Origin of the sequence: Bradyrhizobium sp. Arg816, assembly GCF_029989365.1 — a bacterium.
Classification (GTDB): Bacteria; Pseudomonadota; Alphaproteobacteria; order Rhizobiales; family Xanthobacteraceae; genus Bradyrhizobium.
In genome coordinates this window covers 13,979-35,643 of record NZ_JAPRAQ010000001.1, presented here as the reverse complement: position 1 = coordinate 35,643, position 21,665 = coordinate 13,979, and the positions used below count along the sequence as shown (strand labels likewise).

The 21,665-nt window shown below is 64.6% G+C and carries 21 protein-coding genes; 15 read left to right on the top strand and 6 right to left on the bottom strand.

What is annotated here, in order from left to right; all coding sequences use genetic code 11:
• Positions 1-11 precede the first annotated feature (11 nt).
• The 9 genes from OWC48_RS00175 to OWC48_RS00135 all read left to right on the top strand — a co-directional run bounded on the left by OWC48_RS00175 (position 12) and on the right by OWC48_RS00135 (position 7,412).
• Positions 12-986 (top strand): sugar kinase, encoded by a 975-nt coding sequence (locus OWC48_RS00175; protein ID WP_282518110.1) that lies wholly within the window; start codon positions 12-14, stop codon positions 984-986.
• A gap of 26 nt (positions 987-1,012) precedes the next feature.
• Positions 1,013-1,663, top strand: a complete 651-nt coding sequence (gene eda, locus OWC48_RS00170) for a bifunctional 4-hydroxy-2-oxoglutarate aldolase/2-dehydro-3-deoxy-phosphogluconate aldolase (RefSeq protein WP_282518109.1) — start codon at positions 1,013-1,015, stop codon at positions 1,661-1,663.
• Positions 1,664-1,720: 57 nt separating this feature from the next.
• Positions 1,721-2,890, top strand: a complete 1,170-nt coding sequence (locus tag OWC48_RS00165; RefSeq protein WP_028169791.1) for an acetyl-CoA acetyltransferase — start codon at positions 1,721-1,723, stop codon at positions 2,888-2,890.
• 123 nt (positions 2,891-3,013) lie between these two features.
• The gene (locus OWC48_RS00160; RefSeq protein WP_282518108.1) at positions 3,014-3,220 is read left to right on the top strand and encodes a hypothetical protein; all 207 of its coding nucleotides are present in this window, start codon (positions 3,014-3,016) and stop codon (positions 3,218-3,220) included.
• A gap of 120 nt (positions 3,221-3,340) precedes the next feature.
• Positions 3,341-4,555, top strand: a complete 1,215-nt coding sequence (locus OWC48_RS00155; RefSeq protein WP_282518107.1) for a CaiB/BaiF CoA-transferase family protein — start codon at positions 3,341-3,343, stop codon at positions 4,553-4,555.
• Positions 4,552-5,688 carry a thiolase family protein gene (locus OWC48_RS00150; RefSeq protein ID WP_282518106.1) on the top strand — a complete coding sequence of 379 codons (1,137 nt, stop codon included), beginning with the start codon at positions 4,552-4,554 and terminating at the stop codon, positions 5,686-5,688. The genes OWC48_RS00155 and OWC48_RS00150 overlap by 4 nt, the downstream gene beginning before the upstream one ends.
• On the top strand, positions 5,685-6,044 hold the full coding sequence (locus OWC48_RS00145; RefSeq protein ID WP_282518105.1) for a Zn-ribbon domain-containing OB-fold protein: 360 nt from the start codon (positions 5,685-5,687) through the stop codon (positions 6,042-6,044). The genes OWC48_RS00150 and OWC48_RS00145 overlap by 4 nt, the downstream gene beginning before the upstream one ends.
• A gap of 511 nt (positions 6,045-6,555) precedes the next feature.
• On the top strand, positions 6,556-7,083 hold the full coding sequence (locus OWC48_RS00140) for a carboxymuconolactone decarboxylase family protein (protein ID WP_282518104.1): 528 nt from the start codon (positions 6,556-6,558) through the stop codon (positions 7,081-7,083).
• Positions 7,084-7,109: 26 nt separating this feature from the next.
• On the top strand, positions 7,110-7,412 hold the full coding sequence (locus OWC48_RS00135; protein WP_282518103.1) for a nucleoside triphosphate pyrophosphohydrolase family protein: 303 nt from the start codon (positions 7,110-7,112) through the stop codon (positions 7,410-7,412).
• 191 nt (positions 7,413-7,603) lie between these two features.
• Here the strand turns inward: OWC48_RS00135 and glsA are convergent, their stop codons facing one another.
• The 4 genes from glsA to OWC48_RS00115 all read right to left on the bottom strand — a co-directional run bounded on the left by glsA (position 7,604) and on the right by OWC48_RS00115 (position 13,265).
• Entirely contained in the window at positions 7,604-9,451 is a 1,848-nt protein-coding gene (gene glsA / locus OWC48_RS00130; RefSeq protein ID WP_282518102.1) for a glutaminase A, read from the bottom strand.
• A gap of 21 nt (positions 9,452-9,472) precedes the next feature.
• Complete coding sequence (locus OWC48_RS00125) at positions 9,473-11,671, bottom strand: TRAP transporter permease (RefSeq protein WP_282518101.1); 2,199 nt, start codon at positions 11,669-11,671, stop codon at positions 9,473-9,475.
• 42 nt (positions 11,672-11,713) lie between these two features.
• On the bottom strand, positions 11,714-12,877 hold the full coding sequence (locus OWC48_RS00120; RefSeq protein ID WP_282518100.1) for a TAXI family TRAP transporter solute-binding subunit: 1,164 nt from the start codon (positions 12,875-12,877) through the stop codon (positions 11,714-11,716).
• Between the two features lie 166 nt (positions 12,878-13,043).
• A complete protein-coding gene (locus OWC48_RS00115; protein ID WP_282518099.1) occupies positions 13,044-13,265 on the bottom strand; it encodes an acetyl-CoA carboxylase biotin carboxyl carrier protein subunit in 222 nt (73 codons plus the stop codon).
• Between the two features lie 94 nt (positions 13,266-13,359).
• Here OWC48_RS00115 and OWC48_RS00110 point away from each other — a divergent pair, with 94 nt between their 5' ends.
• The 3 genes from OWC48_RS00110 to OWC48_RS00100 all read left to right on the top strand — a co-directional run bounded on the left by OWC48_RS00110 (position 13,360) and on the right by OWC48_RS00100 (position 16,150).
• Positions 13,360-14,334 (top strand): IclR family transcriptional regulator, encoded by a 975-nt coding sequence (locus tag OWC48_RS00110; RefSeq protein ID WP_282518098.1) that lies wholly within the window; start codon positions 13,360-13,362, stop codon positions 14,332-14,334.
• Positions 14,264-15,823, top strand: coding sequence for an acyl-CoA carboxylase subunit beta (locus OWC48_RS00105; protein ID WP_282518097.1), 1,560 nt, complete (start codon positions 14,264-14,266; stop codon positions 15,821-15,823). The genes OWC48_RS00110 and OWC48_RS00105 overlap by 71 nt, the downstream gene beginning before the upstream one ends.
• A gap of 150 nt (positions 15,824-15,973) precedes the next feature.
• Entirely contained in the window at positions 15,974-16,150 is a 177-nt protein-coding gene (locus OWC48_RS00100; protein WP_282518096.1) for a hypothetical protein, read from the top strand.
• Between the two features lie 184 nt (positions 16,151-16,334).
• On the opposite strand, the gene OWC48_RS00095 is transcribed toward OWC48_RS00100, so the two are convergent.
• Together OWC48_RS00095 and OWC48_RS00090 are read right to left on the bottom strand one after the other, a co-directional pair.
• Positions 16,335-16,610 carry a DUF3303 domain-containing protein gene (locus tag OWC48_RS00095; RefSeq protein WP_282518095.1) on the bottom strand — a complete coding sequence of 92 codons (276 nt, stop codon included), beginning with the start codon at positions 16,608-16,610 and terminating at the stop codon, positions 16,335-16,337.
• A 219-nt stretch (positions 16,611-16,829) separates the two neighbouring features.
• Positions 16,830-18,305 (bottom strand): FAD-binding oxidoreductase, encoded by a 1,476-nt coding sequence (locus tag OWC48_RS00090; protein ID WP_282518094.1) that lies wholly within the window; start codon positions 18,303-18,305, stop codon positions 16,830-16,832.
• 609 nt (positions 18,306-18,914) lie between these two features.
• Here OWC48_RS00090 and OWC48_RS00085 point away from each other — a divergent pair.
• From OWC48_RS00085 to OWC48_RS00075, 3 genes are read left to right on the top strand one after another with little or no spacing between them, the layout of a single operon-like run.
• A complete protein-coding gene (locus tag OWC48_RS00085) occupies positions 18,915-20,339 on the top strand; it encodes a TadE/TadG family type IV pilus assembly protein (RefSeq protein ID WP_282518093.1) in 1,425 nt (474 codons plus the stop codon).
• Between the two features lie 10 nt (positions 20,340-20,349).
• A complete protein-coding gene (locus tag OWC48_RS00080; RefSeq protein WP_282518092.1) occupies positions 20,350-20,907 on the top strand; it encodes a TadE/TadG family type IV pilus assembly protein in 558 nt (185 codons plus the stop codon).
• On the top strand, positions 20,907-21,560 hold the full coding sequence (locus tag OWC48_RS00075) for a TadE/TadG family type IV pilus assembly protein (RefSeq protein ID WP_282518091.1): 654 nt from the start codon (positions 20,907-20,909) through the stop codon (positions 21,558-21,560). The genes OWC48_RS00080 and OWC48_RS00075 overlap by 1 nt, the downstream gene beginning before the upstream one ends.
• Positions 21,561-21,665 lie beyond the last annotated feature (105 nt).

The following is a 21,665-nucleotide window of genomic DNA, read 5'->3' as shown; positions in this document are numbered from 1 at the left end:
TGGATATGACGATGGCGAGCGTTGCTTGCATCGGTGAATGCATGGTCGAGCTCCGGCAGGCCCAGGGTGGACAGTCCAGCGGGCATGGCCAGGGCGGTGGCCTGTACTCGCGCGGCTTCGGCGGCGACACCCTCAACACGGCGGTGTATCTGGCGCGGCTCGAGGTCAAGGTCGACTATCTCACCGCGCTCGGCGACGATGCCCTGAGCGACGAGATGATCGCGGCCTGGAATGCGGAGAGCATCGGCACCCGCCGCGTCGTGCGGCTGCCGGGCAAGCTGCCCGGCCTCTACATGATCCAGACGGATGCGAAGGGCGAGCGCCAGTTCTTCCACTGGCGCGACAGTGCGGCGGCGCGCCAATTGATGAGCCTGCCGGAGACGGACGAGCTGCTCAACTCGCTGATGAGCTACGACATCGTCTATCTCTCCGCGATCACGCTCTCGATCTACGATGCGCCCGGGCGCGAGCGCCTGTTCGCGGCGATCAAGCGGGCGCGCCTGCTCGGCACCCGCTTCGTGTTCGACACCAATTTCCGCGCGCGGGGATGGCCGGACCGCGACGTCGCCCGCGAGGTCTTCGCCGCGGCGTTTGCAACCGCCGACATCGTGCTGACCTCGACGGAGGATCTGCTCGCGCTCTATCCCGGCGAGAGCCAGGACCAGCTGATGGCACGCATCCCGAGCCCCGAGCTGGTGTTCCGGCTGGCCGAGCCGGTCAGCCTGCTGCGCTTCCCCGGCGGTACCAGCGAGGTCCGCGCCGAACCGATGACAAATCCCGTCGTCGACACCACGGCGGCCGGCGACAGCTTCGCCGCGGCCTATATCGCCGCCCGGCTTGCCGGTTCCGAGCCGGTCGAGGCGGCCCAGGCCGGGCATCGCCTCGCAAGCCTCGTGATCTGCTATCCCGGCGCCATCATTCCGGGCTATGCCATGCCGCCGAAGAAGCGGCACCGGCCGGGGACCACGCGTCAAGCGACCAAGTAAAGCGACCTAGTGAAACGAAAGCCAAGATGACCACGACTGCCCAACAGAACCACCTCGTCGCGCTGTTCAAGGCTGCGACCGTCATTCCCGTCCTCACCATCGAGCGCATCCAGGATGCCGTGCCGCTGGCGAAAGCGCTGGTGGCCGGCGGCGTCCGTACGCTGGAGGTGACCATGCGCACCCCGGTTGCGATCGAGGCGGCGCGGGCGATGATGGCCGAAGTCCCCGAGGCGGTCGTCGGCATCGGCACGATTCTCAATCCGGCCGATTTCGTCCGTGTCGAGAAGCTCGGCGTCGCGTTCGGCATCAGCCCGGGCCTGACCCCCGATCTCCTGAAGGTCGCCGCGGACAGCTCCCTGCCGTTCGCGCCGGGCATTGCCACGGCGTCAGAACTGATGCTGGCGCTATCCTACGGGCTCGACGTCGCAAAATTCTTCCCGGCCGAGCAGGCCGGCGGCATCAAGGGCCTGCGCGCGCTGGGCGGGCCGTTCCCGAACGTGCGGTTCTGCCCGACCGGCGGTGTGGGCGAGGCCAATGCGGCGACCTGGCTTGCCGAGCCCAATGTGGTCGCGGTCGGCGGTTCCTGGCTGTGCCCGGCGGCGGAGATCAAGGCCGGAAACTGGGCCGGCATAACTGCCATCTGCCAGCGCACCCTCAAGGCCCTGAAAGCAGCGTGAAGTCTTGCGGTCGGTGGGCTAAGATTTAGCTCAGTAAGAGTCCCCAGGGAGATGACCATGACCGCCAGCATCGTCGGATGGGCGCATACGCCGTTCGGCAAGTTCGACACCGAGACCGTCGAAAGCCTCGTCACCCGCGTGGCCAATGAGGCGATTGCGGATGCCGGCATCTCCGCCTCCGACGTCGACGAGATCGTGCTCGGCCATTTCAACGCCGGCTTCTCGCCGCAGGATTTTACCGCCTCGCTGGTGCTCCAGGCCGACCCGAAGCTGCGCTTCAAGCCGACGACCCGCGTCGAGAACGCCTGCGCCACCGGCTCCGCCGCGGTCCATCAGGGCCTGCGAGCGATCGACGCAGGCGCGGCCAGGATCGTGCTCGTCGTCGGCGTCGAGCAGATGACCCGCACCCCGGGGCCTGAGATCGGCAAGAACCTGCTCAAGGCGTCCTATCTGCCGGAAGACGGCGACACCGTCGGCGGCTTCGCCGGCGTGTTCGGCAAGATCGCCAGCTCCTATTTCCAGAAATACGGCGACCAGTCCGATGCGCTGGCGCTGATCGCGGCCAAGAACCACAAGAACGGCGTCGCCAATCCCTTCGCCCAGATGCGCAAGGACTTTGGCTTCGAGTTCTGCCGGGCCGAGAGCGAGAAGAACCCCTACGTCGCGGGTCCCCTGAAGCGTACCGACTGCTCGCTGGTCTCCGACGGCGCCGCGGCGCTGGTGCTGGCCGATGCCGAGACCGCCAAGGGCATGAGCAAGTCGATCGGCTTCCGCGCCACCGCGCACGCCCAGGACTTCCTGCCGATGTCCAAGCGCGACATCCTCCAGTTCGAGGGCTGCACGGTCGCCTGGCAGCGCGCGCTGGAGAAGGCGGGCGTTGCGCTCACCGATCTCTCCTTCGTCGAGACCCATGACTGCTTCACGGTCGCCGAGCTGATCGAATACGAAGCGATGGGCCTGACGCCGAAGGGGCAGGGCGCCCGCGCCATCAAGGAAGGCTGGACCCTCAAGGACGGCAAGCTGCCGGTCAATCCGTCCGGCGGGTTGAAGGCCAAGGGCCATCCGATCGGCGCCACCGGCGTCTCGATGCACGTGATGACCGCGATGCAGCTCGCCGGCCAGGCGCCCGAGGGCATGCAGCTCAAGAACGCCAAGCTCGGCGGCATCTTCAACATGGGCGGCGCGGCGGTTGCCAACTACGTCTCCGTGCTGGAGCCGCTGAAGTAAGGTCTCGTAGGGTGGGCAAAGGCGCGTTTGCGCCGTGCCCACCTTTTTGTTGCGCTAGATCAAGGTGGGCACACTACGCTTTGCCCATCCTGCGGCTGTTGAGTGATTGGCAGGGAACGCATCATGGGCAATGACTACGAAGACTCGCTGTCGATAGACGCACTCAACGATCGCATCGCGATCCTCGAGGACAATATCCGGCAGCTCATCGAGCAGGCCGCTGCCGCCTCCGGCGAGCAGAACGAGTCGCGGATCGCCGACCGGATCAACCAGCAGAACGATGAGCTCGACCGTCTCATCAAGATCCGCGAAGCCCGCCAGAAGAAATAGCGCCGCATCGGCCTGCGCATGCGGCCATACCCCGGCCGCCCTTGCGCGCGCGGCGTCGCTGCCCTTAGCTGGACCGAAATCGCAGGGCCAGGTTGAGCTCGCGCAATCGGGAGCGAACGGATGGGGCCGCTGAAGGGCATCAAGGTCGTGGACATGACCACCGTGCTGATGGGTCCCTATGCGACCCAGATGCTCGGCGACTACGGTGCCGACGTGATCAAGGTGGAATCGCTCGACGGCGACGTCACCCGCCTGATCGGCCCGACGCGCCATGCCGGCATGGGCCCGGTGTTCCTCAACACCAACCGCAGCAAACGCTCGATCTGTCTCGATCTGAAGAAGCCCGCCGGCCGCGAGGCCGTGCTGCGGCTGCTGAAGGACGCCGACGTTCTCGTCTACAACGTCCGCCCGCAGGCGATGGCGCGGCTTCAGCTCGGCTACGACGTCGTCTCGAAAATCAACCCGCGCCTCGTCTATGCCGGCGTGTTCGGCTTCGGCCAGGACGGGCCTTATGCGGCAAAACCCGCCTATGACGATTTGATCCAGGGCGCGACCGCGCTGCCCGCCTTGATGGCGCAGACCGGCGACGGCGTGCCGCGTTATGTGCCCAACGCGCTGGTCGACCGCATCGTCGGTCTCACTGCGGTCGGCGCGATCTGCGCCAGCCTGGTGCATCGGGATCGCACCGGCCGCGGCCAGCGCGTCGACATCCCGATGTTCGAGACCATGGCCGGCTTCGTCATGGGCGACCACATGGGCGGTCTCACCTACGAGCCGCCGCTCGACAAGGGCGGCTATGCCCGCCATCTCTCGCGCGACCGCCGGCCCTACAAGACCTCGGACGGCTATCTCAGCGTCATCGTCTACAACGACAAGCAGTGGGAGAACTTCTTCAAGGCAACGAGCCGCGACGATCTGCGCGCCGACCCCAAATTCGCGACATTCGCCGGCCGTGCCGCCAATATCGACGTCGTCTATGCCGAGCTCGCGCGCATCTTCGAGACGCGCACCACGGCCGAGTGGATCGATTTGCTGACCAAGGCCGACGTGCCCGTGATGCCGATGCACGACCTCGCGTCGATCCTGCATGATGAGCATCTGGAAGCCACCGGCTTCTTCCCGGTCGTGAACCATCCGACCGAAGGCCCGATCCGCAGTATGAAGGTGACGGCGACCTGGTCAGAGACCGAGGCGGAGCCGGTGCGACTTGCGCCGCGGCTCAACGAGCACGGCGCGGAGATTCTGCGTGAGGTCGGCTACTCCCCGGACGAGATCGCCGCGCTGGTCCGCGATGGCGTCACGCGCTCGCCGCAGCAGCAGGGAGGGGCATCGTGAGCTTCGTCACCGGCGTCGGCCTCACGCCTTTCGGCAAGCACGAAGGCTCATCCTCGCTCGACCTGATGAGCCGGGCCGCACAAGCCGCGCTCGACGATGCCGGGCTGAAGCGCGCCGAGATCGACGGCATCCTCTGCGGCTACTCCACCGTCTCGCCGCACATCATGTTGGCGACCGTCTTCGCCGAGCATTTCGGCATCCGCCCGTCTTACGCGCATGCCGTGCAGGTCGGCGGCGCCACCGGTCTCGCAATGACGATGCTGGCCCATCACCTCGTCGAGGCGGGCGTCGCGCGCAACGTCCTCGTCGTCGCCGGCGAGAACCGGCTCACCGGGCAGAGCCGCGACGCCTCGATCCAGGCTTTGGCGCAGGTCGGCCATCCCGATTACGAGGTGCCGCTCGGCCCGACCATTCCCGCCTATTACGGCCTGGTCGCCACGCGCTGCATGCACGAATACGGCGTGACGGAAGAAGACCTCGCCGAATTCGCGGTGCTGATGCGCGCGCATGCCTGCACTCACCCCGACGCGCAATTCCACGATCCCATCACGGTCGCCGATGTCATGGCCTCGAAGCCGGTGGCAATGCCGCTCAAGCTGCTGGACTGCTGCCCGGTGTCAGACGGCGGCGCGGCATTCGTCATCAGCCGTGAGCGGACCGGCGAGACCGCCGTGCGCATCCGCGGCTGCGCCCAGGCGCATACCCATCAGCATGTGACGGCCGCGCCCGCGCTCAGCGAGCTCGGTGCTGAAATCTCCATCGCCCGCGCCAAGGAGGCCACCGGCCTTGCGATCTCCGACGTGCGCTACGCCGCGATCTACGACAGCTTTACCATCACGCTCGCCATGCTGCTGGAAGACCTCGGCCTTGCCGGCCGCGGCGAGGCGGCTGCGCGCGTGCGCGCCGGCCATTTCAGCCGCGACGGCGCGATGCCGCTCAACACCCATGGCGGCCTTCTCAGCTATGGCCATTGCGGCGTCGGCGGTGCGATGGCGCATCTGGTCGAGGCGCATTTGCAGATGACGGGGCGGGCGGCTAGCCGCCAGGTGCGCGATGCCTCGATCGCGCTGCTGCACGGCGACGGCGGCGTGCTGTCGTCCCACGTGAGCATGTTTCTGGAGCGCGTGCGATGAGCGAACGAATCGCGGACTGGACCAAGGGTGAGCAGGCCATCACCTTTCAGACCTGCGGCGCATGCGGCCATGTGCAGTATTTCCATCGCGCCTTCTGCGCGGCCTGCGGCGCGCCCGATCCGCGCGATGCGCGCGCCAGCGGCAAGGGCAGGGTCTATGCGACCTCGCTGGTCTGCCGCGCCGCCACGCCCGAGACCCGCGCGCACGTGCCCTACAACATCCTGCTGGTCGATTGCGCCGAGGGCTTTCGCATGATGGCGCATGGCGAGCCGAATCTAGCTATCGGTGATGAGGTCACCGCGAGCTTCCCGACATTCGCCGGCAAGCTCGTGCCGTTTTTCAGCAAAAGGAAATAGAGTAGGATCCGTCATTCGGGGGCGGTCCAAGGGACCGAGCCTGGAACGGGATTCTGGGCTTGGCCTGTGCGAGAGCCACCCCGGAATGACGAAAACACTCTACGCAACTCTTGCTAACGCCCGTAGAACAAGATGCTGGCGATGACGAGCATCGCCGTCACCGCCAGCATATGCGCGAGCGCTTCCGAGGCCGCCCCCTTGGTGGCTTCCTTCATGCCTTATTCTCCCTAGACTTGGGCGTGACTCATCGTTGCGCGGCTAGCGCACCCGACGGTCAATTGTTTTTACTCGGAACACCCCTTGCGAGTATTCACCGTGATTTGTCCCCACGCGGCGAATATCGACTGTGCCAAGGTCGATCAGCAATGCGGCGGCATTTTGACTCGATGATGTTGCTGTTGCGGTCACGCCAGAATACAGTTTCGTGGAACTCTCGCCGCTAACGACAAAAAAGCATCAAAGGCCCAAGGTAATCTTCAAGGAAATCGTCAGGGAAATCTTCAGGTAAATCATGGCCCGTATCAACTACAGCGACCCGATCAAGGCGTCCGACCGCACCCGCGAAATTCTCGACAAGAACCGCAACGCCAACATCTTCCGCATGATGGCGCACTCGCCGAGCTACTTTGAGCAATATTGCCGGCTCGGCGGCGCCATCCGCCACAAGGGCGAGCTCGATCCCATCGTGCGCGAGCTCGCGATCACCCGCACCGGGATTTTGTGCGAGGCGCCGTATGAGATCGTCGCGCACAAGCGCATCGGCAAGAATGTCGGCGTCACCGACGAGCAGAACGAAGCGCTGGAGAACTGGCAGGCCGCGGCCTGCTTCAATGAGGTGCAGCGCGCCGCACTCGCCTTCACCGACGAGATCGTGAAGCTGAAGAAGCCGACGGATGCGACGTTCAAGGCGATCGCATCGAAGCTGACACCGGCCGCGCTGGTCGAGCTCCAGCTTTCGGTCGGCTTCTACATCATGACCTCGAAATTTCTGGAGACCTTTGAAATCGACCTCCAGCCCGTCACGGAAGTGGTGGGCTGATCCAAAAACTGTGGCGAGGTTTGCCAATGACGATCGATGAATACGCGGTCTGGGCCGCGAGCATTGCGAAAGTCGATGAGCATCCGTCCAACGAGCGGCTGTCCTATCTCGGGCTCGGCCTCGCCGGCGAATCCGGCGAGGTCGCCGAGCACATCAAGAAGCTGCTCCGCGATGACTGGCTCGACAAGGCGGGTCTCGTCGAAGAGCTCGGCGATGTCATCTATTACTGGGCCTGCCTGTGCGCGGCGACCGGCCAGCAGCCATCCGAATTGCTCAAGGCCAGCGCCGCCAAGATCAAGCGGCGGATCAGCGAGGCCGCGAGCCGCTGAGCAAGAGGCGTACGCTGGGGCACCGACAGTCTCCGCAGCGTCATGGCCGGGCTTGTCCCGGCTATCCACGCCTTGCCACGCAGCAAAAGAACGTGGATGCCCGGGCCTTCGCCGCGCCGAAGCGGCTTCGGCCGCGCAGGCGGGACAAGCCCGGGCATGACGGCCTCTTGTGAATGAACCTCGGCCAGCCTTTACGTCGACGTCAGGATATCCACCTTGGCGTTGGCGACGATCAGGCGGTCGGCGAGCAGCTGCGCCAGATTGCGCATGACGCGTTCGCTGGCGCGCGGGTGCTGCTTGCGGAAGCGCTCGAAATCCTTCAGCGGCACCTCGAACGCGGTTGCCGACATATCCGCGAACACATCGGCCGTGCGCGTCGGCTCCAGCAGCCCCATCTCGCCGAAGGCCATGCCGGCGGTCAGCGTCGCCAGCCGCACGCCGTCGGGCAGGGTGACATGCACGGCGCCGCTGCGCAGGAAGAACAGGGACTCGGCGGGGGCGCCCGTCGTGATGATCTTTGCCCCGGATGGAAAGGTCCGGATCGCGCAGATCGAGGCGAGGTCGGTCAGCTCTTCCTCGCTCATGCCTGATAGCAGCGGCTGTTCAGCAAGCTCGGTGGTCTCGTGGAAATCGATCGAGCCGCCATAGCGGTAGACGATCTGGTCTTCCGCCCATTCGATTGCGGTGTCGAGCAGATAGAAGTCGCGGACGTTCTTCAGCTCCGCCGTCCATTCCCGCAGGCTGTCCCACTCCTTGGAAGCGCGTCGGACGCCTGAAATCACGACGGTCACGTTCAGCGCCGCCAGCTCCTCGAACGCCTCGGCCACGAGCCGCGCCCCGGCGCGGGTGGTGGAGGTGACGCGGTGGAGATCGAAGATCACGATTTGCGGCCGCGGCTGTCCGGCGAGCCTGCGTGAGACATAATCGACCGCCGACAGCGACAGCGTGCCGACCAGCTCGATGACCCGCACCTCCTGCTCGTGCGCGGCCAGAATCTCGCGCTCTTGCGGCCGGCGCACGCGCCGCGACGGGCTCTTGCCGATGTCGTAGTCGGCGATGACGGCGTTGCGGGCGTCGTCGCTGCGGTTGAGCATGTGCAGGTCGTAATGCGAGGACAGCGCCTCGCAGACCTTGATGCCGCGCACGCTGTTGCCGTGCTTGTCGAGCTTGGGCGAATAGCTGCCGAGGCCGAGGCGGGCGGGGAGTGCCGCCAGAATGCCGCCGCCGACGCCGCTCTTGGCGGGAATGCCGATCCGGTAGATCCATTCGCCGGCGTAGTCGTACATGCCCGACGACGTCATCACCGACAGCGTGCGCGAGATCGCGTAAGCGCTCAGCACCTGCTCGCCCGTCACCGGATTGACGCCGCGGTTGGCGAGCGTTGCCGCCATCACCGCAATGTCGCGCGCCGTGACCAGCACCGCGCATTGCCTAAAATAGACGTCGAGCACACCCGCGACATTGTCCGAGATCACCGCATTGGTCTTGAGGAGGTAGCCGATGGCGCGGTTGCGGTCGCCGGTCTGGCTCTCCGAGCTGTAAACGGCCTCGTCCACCGCGAGATCGCGGCCCGCGAAGCGGCTGAGCGCGAGCCGAATCTGCTCGAAGGCTTCAGGGCCCTTGCTGTCATAGATCAGCCCGGTGCAGGCGATCGCGCCGGCATTGACCATCGGGTTGAACGGATGGTTGTCGGAATTGAGCCGGATCGAGTTGAAGGGATCGCCCGAGGGCTCGACGCCGATCGCGCTCTCGACGCGGCCGGCGCCCAGGAGGTCCAGCGCCAGCGCGAACACGAACGGCTTTGACATCGACTGGATGGTGAAGGGCACCCTGGAGTCGCCGACCTCGTAGACATGGCCGTCCAGCGTCGCGAGGCTGATGCCAAAATGGGCAGGGTCGGCCTTGCTCAGCTCGGGGATGTAGTCGGCGACGGCGCCTGCGGTCTCGGCCGAGAATTCGTTGAGACAATTGCCCAGAAACCGCAGCAAGGGCGGCTTCGAGCGGGTCCAGGCGGAGGCGGCAAGCGAGAGCGGTGTCATCGCCCCTGTTTTGCAACGCAATCAGGGCACGCGCAACCCGTCCGGCACCACGGCCTGCCGCCGAACCAGCAGCAGGGCGATCAAGACCGTGGGCACCAGGATCGCGAGGCCGAGCAGCGTGACCTGCATCTGCGACAGCGGCATGATCCCGCCGCCAGGCGTGGCCACGACAAAACCGCCGATCACCAGCAGCACCCGCAAAGGCCACTCCATCAGGCCGGCGCCGCGAAGGTCGCCGACATAAGCCTGGTAGCCCTGGATGCCGCCGCAGATGAAGACGATGCCGAAGCAGGCAAGTCCGGTCAGCCCGAATGCCTCCAGATACGGATTGCTGCCCTGAAGCAGTAGCGCCGGATTGAGCACGAAGAAGAACGGGATGAAATAGATGATGCTGCCGACCCACATGCTCTCCCAGCCCGTCTTCATCGCGGGCGCGCCTGCGATGCCGGCCGCCGCGAAGGAGGCGATCGCCACCGGCGGCGTGATCGAGGACAGCATGCCCCAGTAGAAGATGAACATGTGCACGGCCATCTTGTTCAGCCCGAGCTTCTCCAGCGCCGGCGCCACCAGGATGGCCAGGAAGATGTAGCAGGAGGTCGTGGTCAGCCCGAGCCCGAGGATCAGGCTGGTGATGGCGCACATGATCAGCAGCAGGAAGGCATCGCCCCCGGCAATGCTGAGCAGATCGTTGGCGAGGCTCGAGATCACGCCGGTGAGCGAGAAGGCGCCGATCAAGAGGCCACAGCCGGCGAGGATCGCGATCAGCTCGACGAAGGTCTTGCCGTTGAGCTCGAGGAAATGCAGCCAGCGCGCGCCGCCCCAGTTCTTGCCGGGGAAGAACTCGTTCAGTGCCGCCAGCAGGCACATGCCCCACAGCGCCGCGTTGAGCACGCCGAACCAGAACATCGCAGCCGTTGCCGCGATCGAACCGGCGAGCACGAGCGTATTGCCGGTCTTCCAGCGCGCCGGCCCGGACCATTGATGCAGGATCACGAGCAGCACGGAGGCATAGAACGGCGCGTGGCTCTCGCGCTTGAAGTAGAGCAGCATCACCACGAGCACGACGATCACGAAGAGATAGTACCAGCCCTCTTTGAAAGCGTCCCAGAAGCGCGGCAGCTCGGCGCGCGGCAGACCTTTCAGCTTGTGGCGGGCGGCATAGGCGTCGACCTGCGCGAACAGGCCGACATAATAGAGGATCGAGGGGATGGTCGCGGCGAGCGCGACGTCGGCATAGCCGGTGTTCATGAACTGCGCCATGACGAAGGCGGTGGCGCCCAGCACCGGCGGCGCCAGCACGGCGCCGGTCGAGGCGCAGGCCTCGATCGCGCCGGAATAGGACGGCGTGAAGCCGGTCTTCTTCATCGCGGGGATCGTCATCGTTCCCGCCGTCAGCACGTTGGAAACGATGCTGCCGCCGACGGTGCCGAGCAGGCCGGAGGCGAACACGCAGACCTTTGCCGCGCCGCCGCGGAAGGTGCCGCACATCGCGAAGGCGATGTTGATGAAGAATTTGCCCGCGCCCGTCATCATCAGCGCGGTGCCGAAGACGAGGAAGCCGATCACGGTGTCGGCAAAGGCCTGGATGGGAATGCCGAGCAGGCTCTCACCGGAGAGCATGTGATAAGACGTGGTCTGCTGCAGCGTCGATTGCGTGCCGCGGAACGGTCCGAGCCAGGAAGAGTCCGCAAACAGCGGATAGAGCGTGAAGGGCAGCACGCTGAGCAGCAGGCTCCAGCCGCCGGTGCGCCGCAGCGCCTCCATCAGCACGAACCACATCACGAGCCCGGCGGCGATGACGCTGCCAGGCGCGCCATCGAACTCCCAGCCGAATTGCGCGGCCTTGCGGATGTTGAGCATCAGCCAGATCGCCGAGCCGAAGGTCGCCGCGAACAGCAGCAGGTCATACCAGGGGATGCGGTCGAGCGGCGCCTTCTCCGATCCCGGAAAGATCAGGAAGGTGAACGGGAGCATCAGCGCGATCAGCAGGTAGAAATATTCGGTGTTGAGCTGTGTGTAGTCGATGAAGAACCGCAGCGAGAATTGCTGGTTCACACACAACAGAATGGTGGCCGCGGTGGCCGCCATCAGCACCCAGCGCCACGCGCCCTTCAATGTGCGGACGCGCGTGACCTCGGCTTCCTGCAGGTCGGCGGCGGCGCCGGGATGCGGGTCCTCGAATTCAACCTTCGTCGCCGGCGCTGCCGCAGTCTCTGACATCGGTGCTCTCCTCAAACAGTTCTGCGGCAGGCAGCTTGACGGTCAGTCAAACCCGTTCGGCATGTCGGCCTTGGCCAGCGCCGTGGCGCGCGCCTTCATCCAGCCTTCGAGGAAGGCCTTTTCGTCCGACGGCGGATTGGACCTGCTGTAATCCGCCCACGCCGCACCAAGCACGTCCTGTCGCTTGAACAGCTTGTTGTTGTGGGCGTCCTGCGCGTCAGACCATTGCCCGGCTTCTTTCAAGGCCTTCACCGCGCCGGGATGCACGGGCACCACCCAGTTCTTGGTCTGCCGGTCGGAGGCGAGCCCGCCGGCGCCCGGTGCAGAGTCCTTGTAGGCGTCGTAGTTCGCGATCATCGCCTTGGTCATCGCATAGACCTGGTCGGCCGGTTGCGAGGCATAGGCGACGAAGATCGGATAGGGGTAGTTGCCGAGCTCGATCGGCTTGTCCGGCGTGATGCCGGCGCCGCAGGTTGCGGTCTGCGGGAAGAAGAACGAGCCGACCTTCTGCATCCGCGCCCAGCCTTCCTTGTCCTTGGCGGGCAGTGGCGGCCAGACCAGGCCACGCGGCGAGGTCTCGGCTTCCTTGGCGGGGCCGGTGATGGTGGTGCCGAAGGCGGCGTCGGTGTCGTTGTTGATCAGGCCTTTCCACATCGCGCCGTAGCTCGCGAACTCGACGACCTTGACGTCCTTCTGCGTCAGGCCCGCGAAGGCGAGCACCGCGAGCGAGTTCTGGTTCAGCGCGGGCGAGCCGACCACGAAGCCGACGCGCTTGCCTTTCAGGTCTTTCAGATCTTTCACGCCGCTATCGGCTGCGACCCCAAGCGAACCGCAATTGCAATCGACGCTCGACAGCATGATCTGGAGCGGCTGCGGGCCCCACTCCTTCGAGCCGAATTCGAACACGCCTTCCTGCGCGAAATAGGTGCCCGATCCCATCGCGGATGACGCCGCGCGCTTGGCGCGCAATGGTGCAAGCCGCGCGACGTCGTTGCCTGCGGGCAGCACGCGCACATCGGTGCCGTATTTGTCCTTCATCATCTTGCCGACGCCGACCGCGATGTTGAAGCCGGCGGTGCCGGTGTCATAGGCGGTGAACGTCAATGTCGCCGGCAGCTTGCTGTCTTCGGCGCTTGCATAGCGTGTAGACGCAAAAGAAATGCCCGCAACCAAGGCGGGCGCGAGCATGGTCAGCCCACGAAGCATGTTTCCCTCCAATGATCCCCGCGTTTGCCGCGAAGAGTTTCATTCTTTGTTTGAAACAGATTTTTGTTTGAAACGATCATGTCATCGCGATCAGGCGATGGCAACGCCGTACCGCGAACGCGGCGATGAGGCAGACAGATTGTCGCGGAAGCAACGGATAATGCAGTCAGTTTGCGACGATCGCGATCGCCTGTCCTTCCGCGACGACATCGTCGAGCTTGACGAGCAGCGATTTGATCGTGCCGCTCGCAGGCGAGGGCACAGGTATCTCCATCTTCATGGCTTCGACGATCACAACGTCATCACCATCCGCAACGGTTCCGCCAACTTGCACGGGAGTTGAGCAGATGCGACCCGCGACCTCCGTGACGATCTTAATTTCTGGCATGCCATCGCCTTTTTGTTGTCGTCGCAAAATGCCTGAGGTAGCGTCGTCTGCAAGTGGAATTTAATTCCGCAGAGCGGAACGAACGGTAGGGAACATGGGACGACGATCGGAGCGGTTAAGCAGGCAAGGTGCGCTCGCTGGCGATGCCGGCGAGGGTGATGTCATCCAGGTGGTGTCGCGCGCGTTCGACGTGTTGCGATGCTTCGAGGGCCACGAGGCCCGACTCGGCAATCTCGAGATTTCAAATCGCTGCGGCCTGCCGCGCTCGACGGTGTCGCGGCTCACGCACACGCTGACGCGGATGGGGCAGCTCGTGTACCTGCCGCGAGACCAGAAGTATCGCATCGGTCCGAGCGCGGTGGCGATGAGCGCCTCGATGATGAAGGGCGCGCAGCTGCGCAGCATGATCCGGCAGCGGCTGCAGGAAGTCGCCGAGCAGCTTCCGGGCACGGTCGGCTTCGTTGTCCCCGATCGCTTCCATCTGGTCTATCTCCAGTTCGCGCGCTCGGCGGCTGCGCTCGGCCTGCACGAGGGCACCGGCAGCCGCATCTCGATGGCCTCGACGGCCGCGGGCGCGGCCTTCACGGCGGCGCTGGCGCCTGAAGTCGGCGATGCCTTCATCACGGACATGGAACGGGAAGCGCCCGAAGCTGCAAAGATCCTGAGGCCCCGCATCGAGGCCAACAGGCAGTCGTTGCTCGAGCGCGGATACGTCGTGGCCTGCGGCCTGTGGAGCCCGCACATCAACGGCCTCGCGGTGCCGATCTGGTCGCCGCAGTACCAGACCTTCGTCGTCATCACGATCGGCCTTCTGTCGTCGATGTATGACGAGCAGCGTCTGCATGCCGAAGTCGCGCCGCTGATGCTCGCGCTCGGCCGTTCGCTCGGCAGCCTGATGGAGGGCGCGGAAGGCGACGTCTTCAACGCCCGTATCTCACGCAAACCGGTCGCAATGGCCGTACATAACAATAACAAGCCGATCAATTCGGAGGGAGTGAATGAACTGGAAGCCGGAACTCGACGAGCTCGCCCGGCGCGAAGCCTTCGCGCGGGAGATGGGCGGCGTTGACAAGGTCAAGCGTCAGCATGACCAGGGCCGACTGACTGTTCGGGAGCGTATCGACAGACTGATCGACAGCGGCAGCTTTCACGAGATCGGTGCCGTCTCCGGCATCGGTGAGTACGATTCCCGCGGCGAGTTGCAGAAATTGACGCCGGCGAACTGCGTGTTCGGCCGCGCGCGCGTCGAAGGCCGCACGGTCGTCGTGGTCGGCGACGACTTCACCGTCCGCGGCGGCTCGGCCGATGCGTCGATCTCGGCCAAGCCGTTGATGGCGGAGGAGATGGCGCATGATTTCCGTCTGCCCATCGTCCGAATCATCGAGGGCTCCGGCGGCGGCGGCTCGGTCAAGACCATCGAGACCAAGGGCGCGGCCAATCTGCCGGGCGGCATCGGCGGCACGCGCTGGTATCGCTTCACGACGGAAAATTTGTCGCGCGTGCCGGTCGTCGCGCTCGGTCTCGGCTCGGTCGCTGGCCTTGGCGCGGCGCGCCTTGCCGCCAGCCACTATTCCATCATGACCAGGAAGTCCGCGATGTTCGTCGCGGGGCCGCCGGTGGTGAAGGCGCTCGGGCAGGACCTCTCGAAGGAGGAGCTCGGCGGCGCCGACATCCAGACCCGCGCCGGCGCGGTCGATCACGCCGTCGACACGGAAGAAGAGGCGTTCGCCTGCGCGCGGCGCTTCCTCTCTTATCTGCCGTCATCGGTCTACGAGCTGCCGCCGACCTTGCCGTGCACCGACAATCCGGAGCGTACCGAAGAAGCCCTGATGAATGCGGTGCCGCGCAACCGCAAGCAGGTCTACAAGATGCGGCCGATCGTCGAGCAGGTCGTCGACAAGGGCTCGTTCTTCGAGGTCGCCAAGAATTTCGGCAAGCCGATCATTGTCGGTCTCGCCCGGCTCGAGGGCAGGGCGGTGATGGTGCTTGCCAGCGACAGTTTCCACTATGGCGGCTCGTGGACCGCGGATGCCTGCCAGAAGGTGGTGCGTTGGGTCGACTTCGCCGAAACCTTCCACCTGCCGATCGTCTATCTCATGGACTGCCCGGGCTTCATGATCGGCCTCGATGCCGAGAAGGCGGCCACCATCCGCCACGGCGTCCGTGCCATGGCCGCGGTCAACCAGACCACCGTGCCCTGGTGCACCGTGATCCTGCGCAACGCCTTCGGTGTCGCCGGCGTGGTGCATCAGCCGGCCGACCGCTTCTCGATCCGCTACGCCTGGCCGTCGGCCTATTGGGGCTCGCTGCCGCTCGAAGGCGGCATCGAAGCCGCCTACCGCGCCGACATCGATGCGGCCGAGGACAAGGCGGGCAAGCTGAGGGAGATCGAGGATCGCCTCAACAAGCTGCGCTCGCCGTTCCGCTCCGCCGAAAAATTCTGGGTCGAGGAGATCATCGATCCCAGGAAGACAAGGTCGCTGCTGTGCGAGTTCGCAAGGCTCGCCGAGCCGCTGCGAAAGGCCGGGCCGCCGGAGAAATTTTCGATCAGGCCGTAGGCTGCGGTCACTGCCAGCAACCGGGTGCGCGCGAAGCGAGGCCCCCGATGACAGGCTCCGCGAAGCAATCCAGACTTTACCCGCGGAGGCCGTCTGGATTGCCTTCGTCGCCTCGCTCCTCGTGGAGCGACGTGATGAAAGTCGTGATGGATGGAACCATTCGCGGCGCAGCGCATTCAAACGCGCATGAGGAACCTGTATTTCGGCATCGGGGCTCTCGCCGCCGCGCTGGTTCTCTTTACGATTTGGTTGGGCCAGCATGAACGGGAGGCATCGATCGATCGCCTCGAGCAATGGGTGATTCCACGCTCGCCACCTGAGCGCTAAAGGAATCGCGGCCGTCACTGACGACCCTATCGAAATACCCACAAGCACAGTAGCTGTAAGCCGCCAGACGGGAGCGACCACGCCTTCCGCCGGACAGATCGACATTCTAAACCTGCCGGGCATGCCACTGCCGCCGGTCTTCGGCGGCAATGGCATGAGGATTGACGGTTAGCGCTTTTGACGATTAGCGCTTGGGCAGCGAGGCCATCACTTCGCCCGCGTCGCCATCCTCCAGACAGGGTGTGACGGTCAATGGGAGCAGATCAGCCCACTGTGCGTGCCAGCGATACATCGCCTTTGGATCGCTCGATTCAGAGATCGCAAATCCCTGTCCGTTCATGCCATGCCACCGGCCCAGCATCTTGACGCCTTCGGGTGGCGCTCCGCCGGTTTCCAGAAAGCGGCTGACGGCCGCATTGAAGGTGCCTTGCGGTACACTCCAGGTTGTAATGAATTTCATGCGATTCTCCCATAATCTGAATTATTGGATGAATGCCGCGGCTGCGCCGCCCGCGCACAATAGCGCTGGCGTGTCGAATGACAACGGCGAATGAAGCCGTGGGTTAGTGCGATGCGGAAGCCGAAACGGACTTGGTCGTGTGTCCAAGGCGAGTGTTCGTGTTCTGCTACCGCTCTGACATCGACGCAGCCGAAGACGACGCGGCGAAGCGTCACCTCATCACAGCCGTAGCACCTTGCCGGGATTCATGATGTTTTGCGGATCGAGCGCGCGCTTGATGGTGCGCATGATGTCGAGCTCGGTCTTCGAGCGGTAGTGACTGAGCTCGTCGAGCTTGTCGATGCCGATGCCGTGCTCCGCCGAGATCGAGCCGCCCATGGACGTGATGAGATCGTTCACGGCCCGCGTGATGGCGGACGAATATTGGGTCAGCGTCTGCTGATCCATGCCTTTGGGGCCCATGAACGAGAAATGCAGATTGCCGTCGCCGATGTGCCCCAAAGGATAGGGGCGGATGGTCGGAAGAATGTCGAGCACGGCCTTGAGCCCCTGGTCGATGAACCCGGGAATCCTGGAGATGGCCACCGACACGTCGTAGCTCAGTCCCGGCCCCTCGGCACGGGAGGCCTCGGCGACGCTTTCCCGGATGCGCCACATGTTGCGCGATTGATTTCCGGTGTGCGCGATCACCGCGTCGAGCACGCGGCCGGCCTCGAGCTGATCGGCGAGAAACTGCTCCAGCTTCTCGGTCATGCCCTCGGTCCCGTCCTGTCGGGCCCGCGAGGACGACCATTCGAGCAGGAGGTACCATGGCGTGTCCGCCTTGAGAGGATCCTGGGTGCCGGGGATATGGCGCAGCACCATGTCGATGGCGCTGCGGCTCATCAGCTCGCAGGAGCCGACATTGTCCCCTGATGCAGCATGGGCTTCGGACAGGATCTCCAGCGCCGCGCGCGGATCGCGGATCGCCAGCCACGCTGTGCAGATGTCCTTCGGTGCCGGCCATAGTTTGAGGACAGCCTTGGTGATGATGCCCAGCGTTCCCTCGGCGCCCATGAAGAGGTGCTTGAGGTCGTAGCCCGTGTTGTCCTTCTTGAGCGCACGCAGTCCGTCCCAGACGTCTCCGTTGGCCAGCACGACTTCGAGCCCCAAGACGAGATTGCGGGCATTGCCATAGCGGAGCACCTGCACGCCGCCGGCGTTCGTCGACAGATTGCCGCCGATCATGCACGAGCCCTGGGCGCCAAGGCTGAGCGGCAGGAACCTGTCGTGACGGCTTGCCGTCTCCTGAAGCGTCTGGAGAACGCAACCGGCCTCGACCGTCATCGCGTAGCCGACGGCATCGACGTCCAGCACGCGGTTCATGCGGCCGAGCGACAGCACGATACCGGTGTGCGCCGGCCAGGGCGTGGCCCCGCCCATCAGGCCGGTGTTGCCACCCTGCGGCACGATCGCGACGCCGTGCTCATGGCAAAGCCGGACCACTCTCGAGACTTCCTCGGTGCTGCCAGGACGAACGACGGCGCCCGCGCCGCCAACCAGCGATCCACGCCAGTCCGTCACGAACGGCTGCTTGCCGTGCTCGTCCTCGATGAGGCCCTTCTCGCCGACGATCGCGCGCAACGCATCGCGCATGCGGACAGTCAAAGGAGCGGTCGGGATGGTGGGTAGGGACGACGGGAAGGCAGCCGGCATTTTGTTTCCCCTGGCGCATCTTGGTGTGCACTGCGCACGTGACGTGCGGGGGCATTCTCCACGTTTGCGGCGGGGAGTCTAATGGCAATGTGGCGCGTACCTGCCTTTGCGGGCCCCTCACCAAGAGGGCTGGATATCTCGCCGCAAGGCGCGACCTCATCCTGAGGGCCCGCCGGAGGCGGGCGTCCCGAAGGATGGGCCGCAGGCGAGCTGCCGCCACGTCTTTCCTCGTATGCGTTGGGCCTAGCCTCGAAAGCGGTATCGCAGCCGGCGTGCCGCGCCGACATCGACGCCGCCTGCGGCCGCTTACGGAGGCGGCACCCGCTAGCGCCGGCGTTAGGCCGTCTCGACCTCACCGGAGGCCGCTTACCCCTCAATCTCTGCGATCGCGTTTAAGCGACGTTAATGATGTCCTCTCGATATGGAACATCCCACTCGGTTGCACTCCCTGTTTGTGGATTGCCCGTAAGTGTTGATTAAGAAGGCCATATCCATATTCCAGCCTGCGATTGGCGGGCTGACCGGCAGCGGTCATCCCACCGGTTGCCCCGATCAAAAGACTTTAGGAATTTGCTCTCTGCCGCCACGACGGCAATCAGGATGAAGGTCATGCTCCGCCGGGTAGTGCTCCGTTTCGCAAGAGACCGGAAGGCCAACATCGCCGTTATCTTCGCCCTCACGATGGTCCCGATCGTCTTTCTCCTGGGCATGACGCTCGACTATACGCAGGCCGTCCGCAAGCGCGAGCAACTGAACGCAGCCGCCGACGCGGCCGCGATCGCAGCCGTGCGGCCGGCGATGCTGACCCAGACCGACAAGACGGTCGTCCAGGCGACCGCCGCAGCCGTCTTTGCAGCGAAGGCGAATCTTCCCGGTCTGACGGCGACGCCGACGCCGACCATCACCGTCACGGATTCCGGCCTCGCGCGGAGCATCACGGTTTCCTACATCGCGCATTCCGTCAATAATTTCCCCAGCGTTCTCGGAAAGCAGACCTGGGACGTCTCCGGCTCCGCAACGGCAAAGGCGTCGAGCGCGCCCAACATGAACTTCTACCTGCTGCTGGACGACTCGCCTTCGATGGCACTTGCTGCGACGCAGGCCGACATCACCAACATGATCGCGGCCACGAAGAACCAGCCCAGCTACGCGAAGAATTGCTCGTTCGCCTGCCATGAGGCGCGTCCCAACAATGCAACGGCCAGCTCGACGAACAAGGACAATCTCACCGTCGCACGCGCAAACAACATCACGCTGCGCATCGATCTCGTGACCAACGCCGTTACGCAATTGCTGAAGGGACCCTGGACGTGCCCGCAGGCGGGTGTGACGGGCGGCGTCATGCAGTGCATGTCGGCGCTCAACAACACGACCTACAAGGCCGCCATCTACACCTTCGACTACGCCCTCAACACGGTTCAGATGCTGACCACCCCGGACACCGCTGCCACGAAGATCAACAACATTCAGCTCCTGACGGTCGACCACCAGAACTGCCCCATTGTCGACAGCAAGGGCAACTGCACCTACACCACCGACTACGGCACGGACATCTCGGGCGGGCTCACGGGCGTCAACACCGTGATGCCTGCGCCGGGCACCGGCACCAATCAGGCGGGCGATACGCCGCAGGAAGTGGTCTTCCTCGTCACCGACGGCGTCGAGGACAAGCTGATCCCGAAGACGGGGGGCTCCTGCGACCCCAATGCCACCTATGCGCTTCCGACAGCCAACTCGACGACCTTGCGATGCCAGCAACCGCTCGACACGACGGTCTGCACGACGATCAAGAACCGCGGCATTCGCATCGCGGTCCTCTACACCGAGTATCTGCAGCTGAGCGACAGCTGGTACACGAGCCGCATCTCGCAGTTCAACAATCCGACCTCGTCGACCGGTACGATCGCGACACGGCTGCAATCGTGCGCGTCGCCCGGCCTGTATGCGAGTGTGCAGACAGGTGGCGACATTTCCGCGGCGCTGACCAACCTCTTCATCAAGGTTGCGTCCAGCACGGCCAGCCTCGTGCAGTAGGGAAGGGGCCATGACCCGACAGGTCACGACTACGAAAAGACGCCGCAACCGCTGCGCCGCCTTCGCCGGCGATAGCCGCGGAGCCACGGCCGTCGAATTCGCGCTGGTTGCCGCGCCGTTTCTCGCCCTCATCATCGCGCTCATCCAGACGTTTCTGGTTTTCTTTGCCCAGCAGATGCTTGAAACCGTGGTGCGCCAGTCGGCGCGTCTCGTCATGACGGGGCAGGTTCAGTCGGCGCAGATGAACCAGGCGGTTTTCAAGCAGAAGGTCTGCGATCAGATCGTGATCCTGTTCAATTGCAGCGGTCTGATGGTCGACATGCAGGTCGCGACGTCCTGGTCTTCCGCGAACACGGCGACGCCCTCGCTGACGTTCGACGGCTCGGGCAATGTGACCAATAGCTGGCAATACGATCCGGGCGATTCCGGCGATATCGTCGTTCTCCGCGTCATGTATGTCTGGCCGGTCGTGCTCGGTCCGCTCGGCTTCAATCTCTCGAACCTTACCAATGGCAACCGGCTGCTCATGTCGTCCGCCGCGTTCCAGAACGAGCCAGGAGCCACCTGATGATCTCCGCCCTGTCGTCCCGCGCTCGGCAGATGTTGACCGATGTACGCGCCGTTGCAGCGACGGAGTTCGCCATCGTGACGCCGTTCATGCTGGTGCTCTATGTCGGCGGTGTCGAGCTCGGGAACGGGCTCGCCATGAACGTCAAGGTCAGCGCGACCGCGCACAGCGTTGCCGACATGATCTCGCAGAACACGGCCGTCACGTCGACCCAGATGGACGGCATTCTCGCTGCGGCGAGCTCCATCATGGCTCCCTATCCCATCAAGAACGGCAGCACCTCGCTGATGACGATCACGGTCTCCGAGGTCTCGACCGACAGCAATGGCAACGCGACGGTGCAATGGAGCAAGTCGACCAGTACGTCGGGGGCGAGGGCCGCCGGTCAGCAGATGACCTTGTCGTCCTTTACCGCGCCGGGCGGTACCAGCAATGCCAACATCTCGCTCATCCTGAGCGAGGTGTCCTACGACTACGCGCCCAACCTCGGCTTCACGATCGCCGGTACGGTGAAGCTGTCCGACAGCTATTACCTGTTCCCCCGCTGCTCGACGAATACCCCCGCCACGTCGAGTTTTCCCTATTACGACATAAAATATCCGGCGGCGAAGACCTGCACCTGCGTGCAGCACTTGCAGCAGAAGACCTGTTAGTTTCACGGAACGCGGTCGAAAGAAGCCGGATGCCGCTGAGGCAAGCTTCTGTCCCGATTTCCTCCCGGCCCCTGTGCGCAATTGCGCACCAGGCCGGGATACATT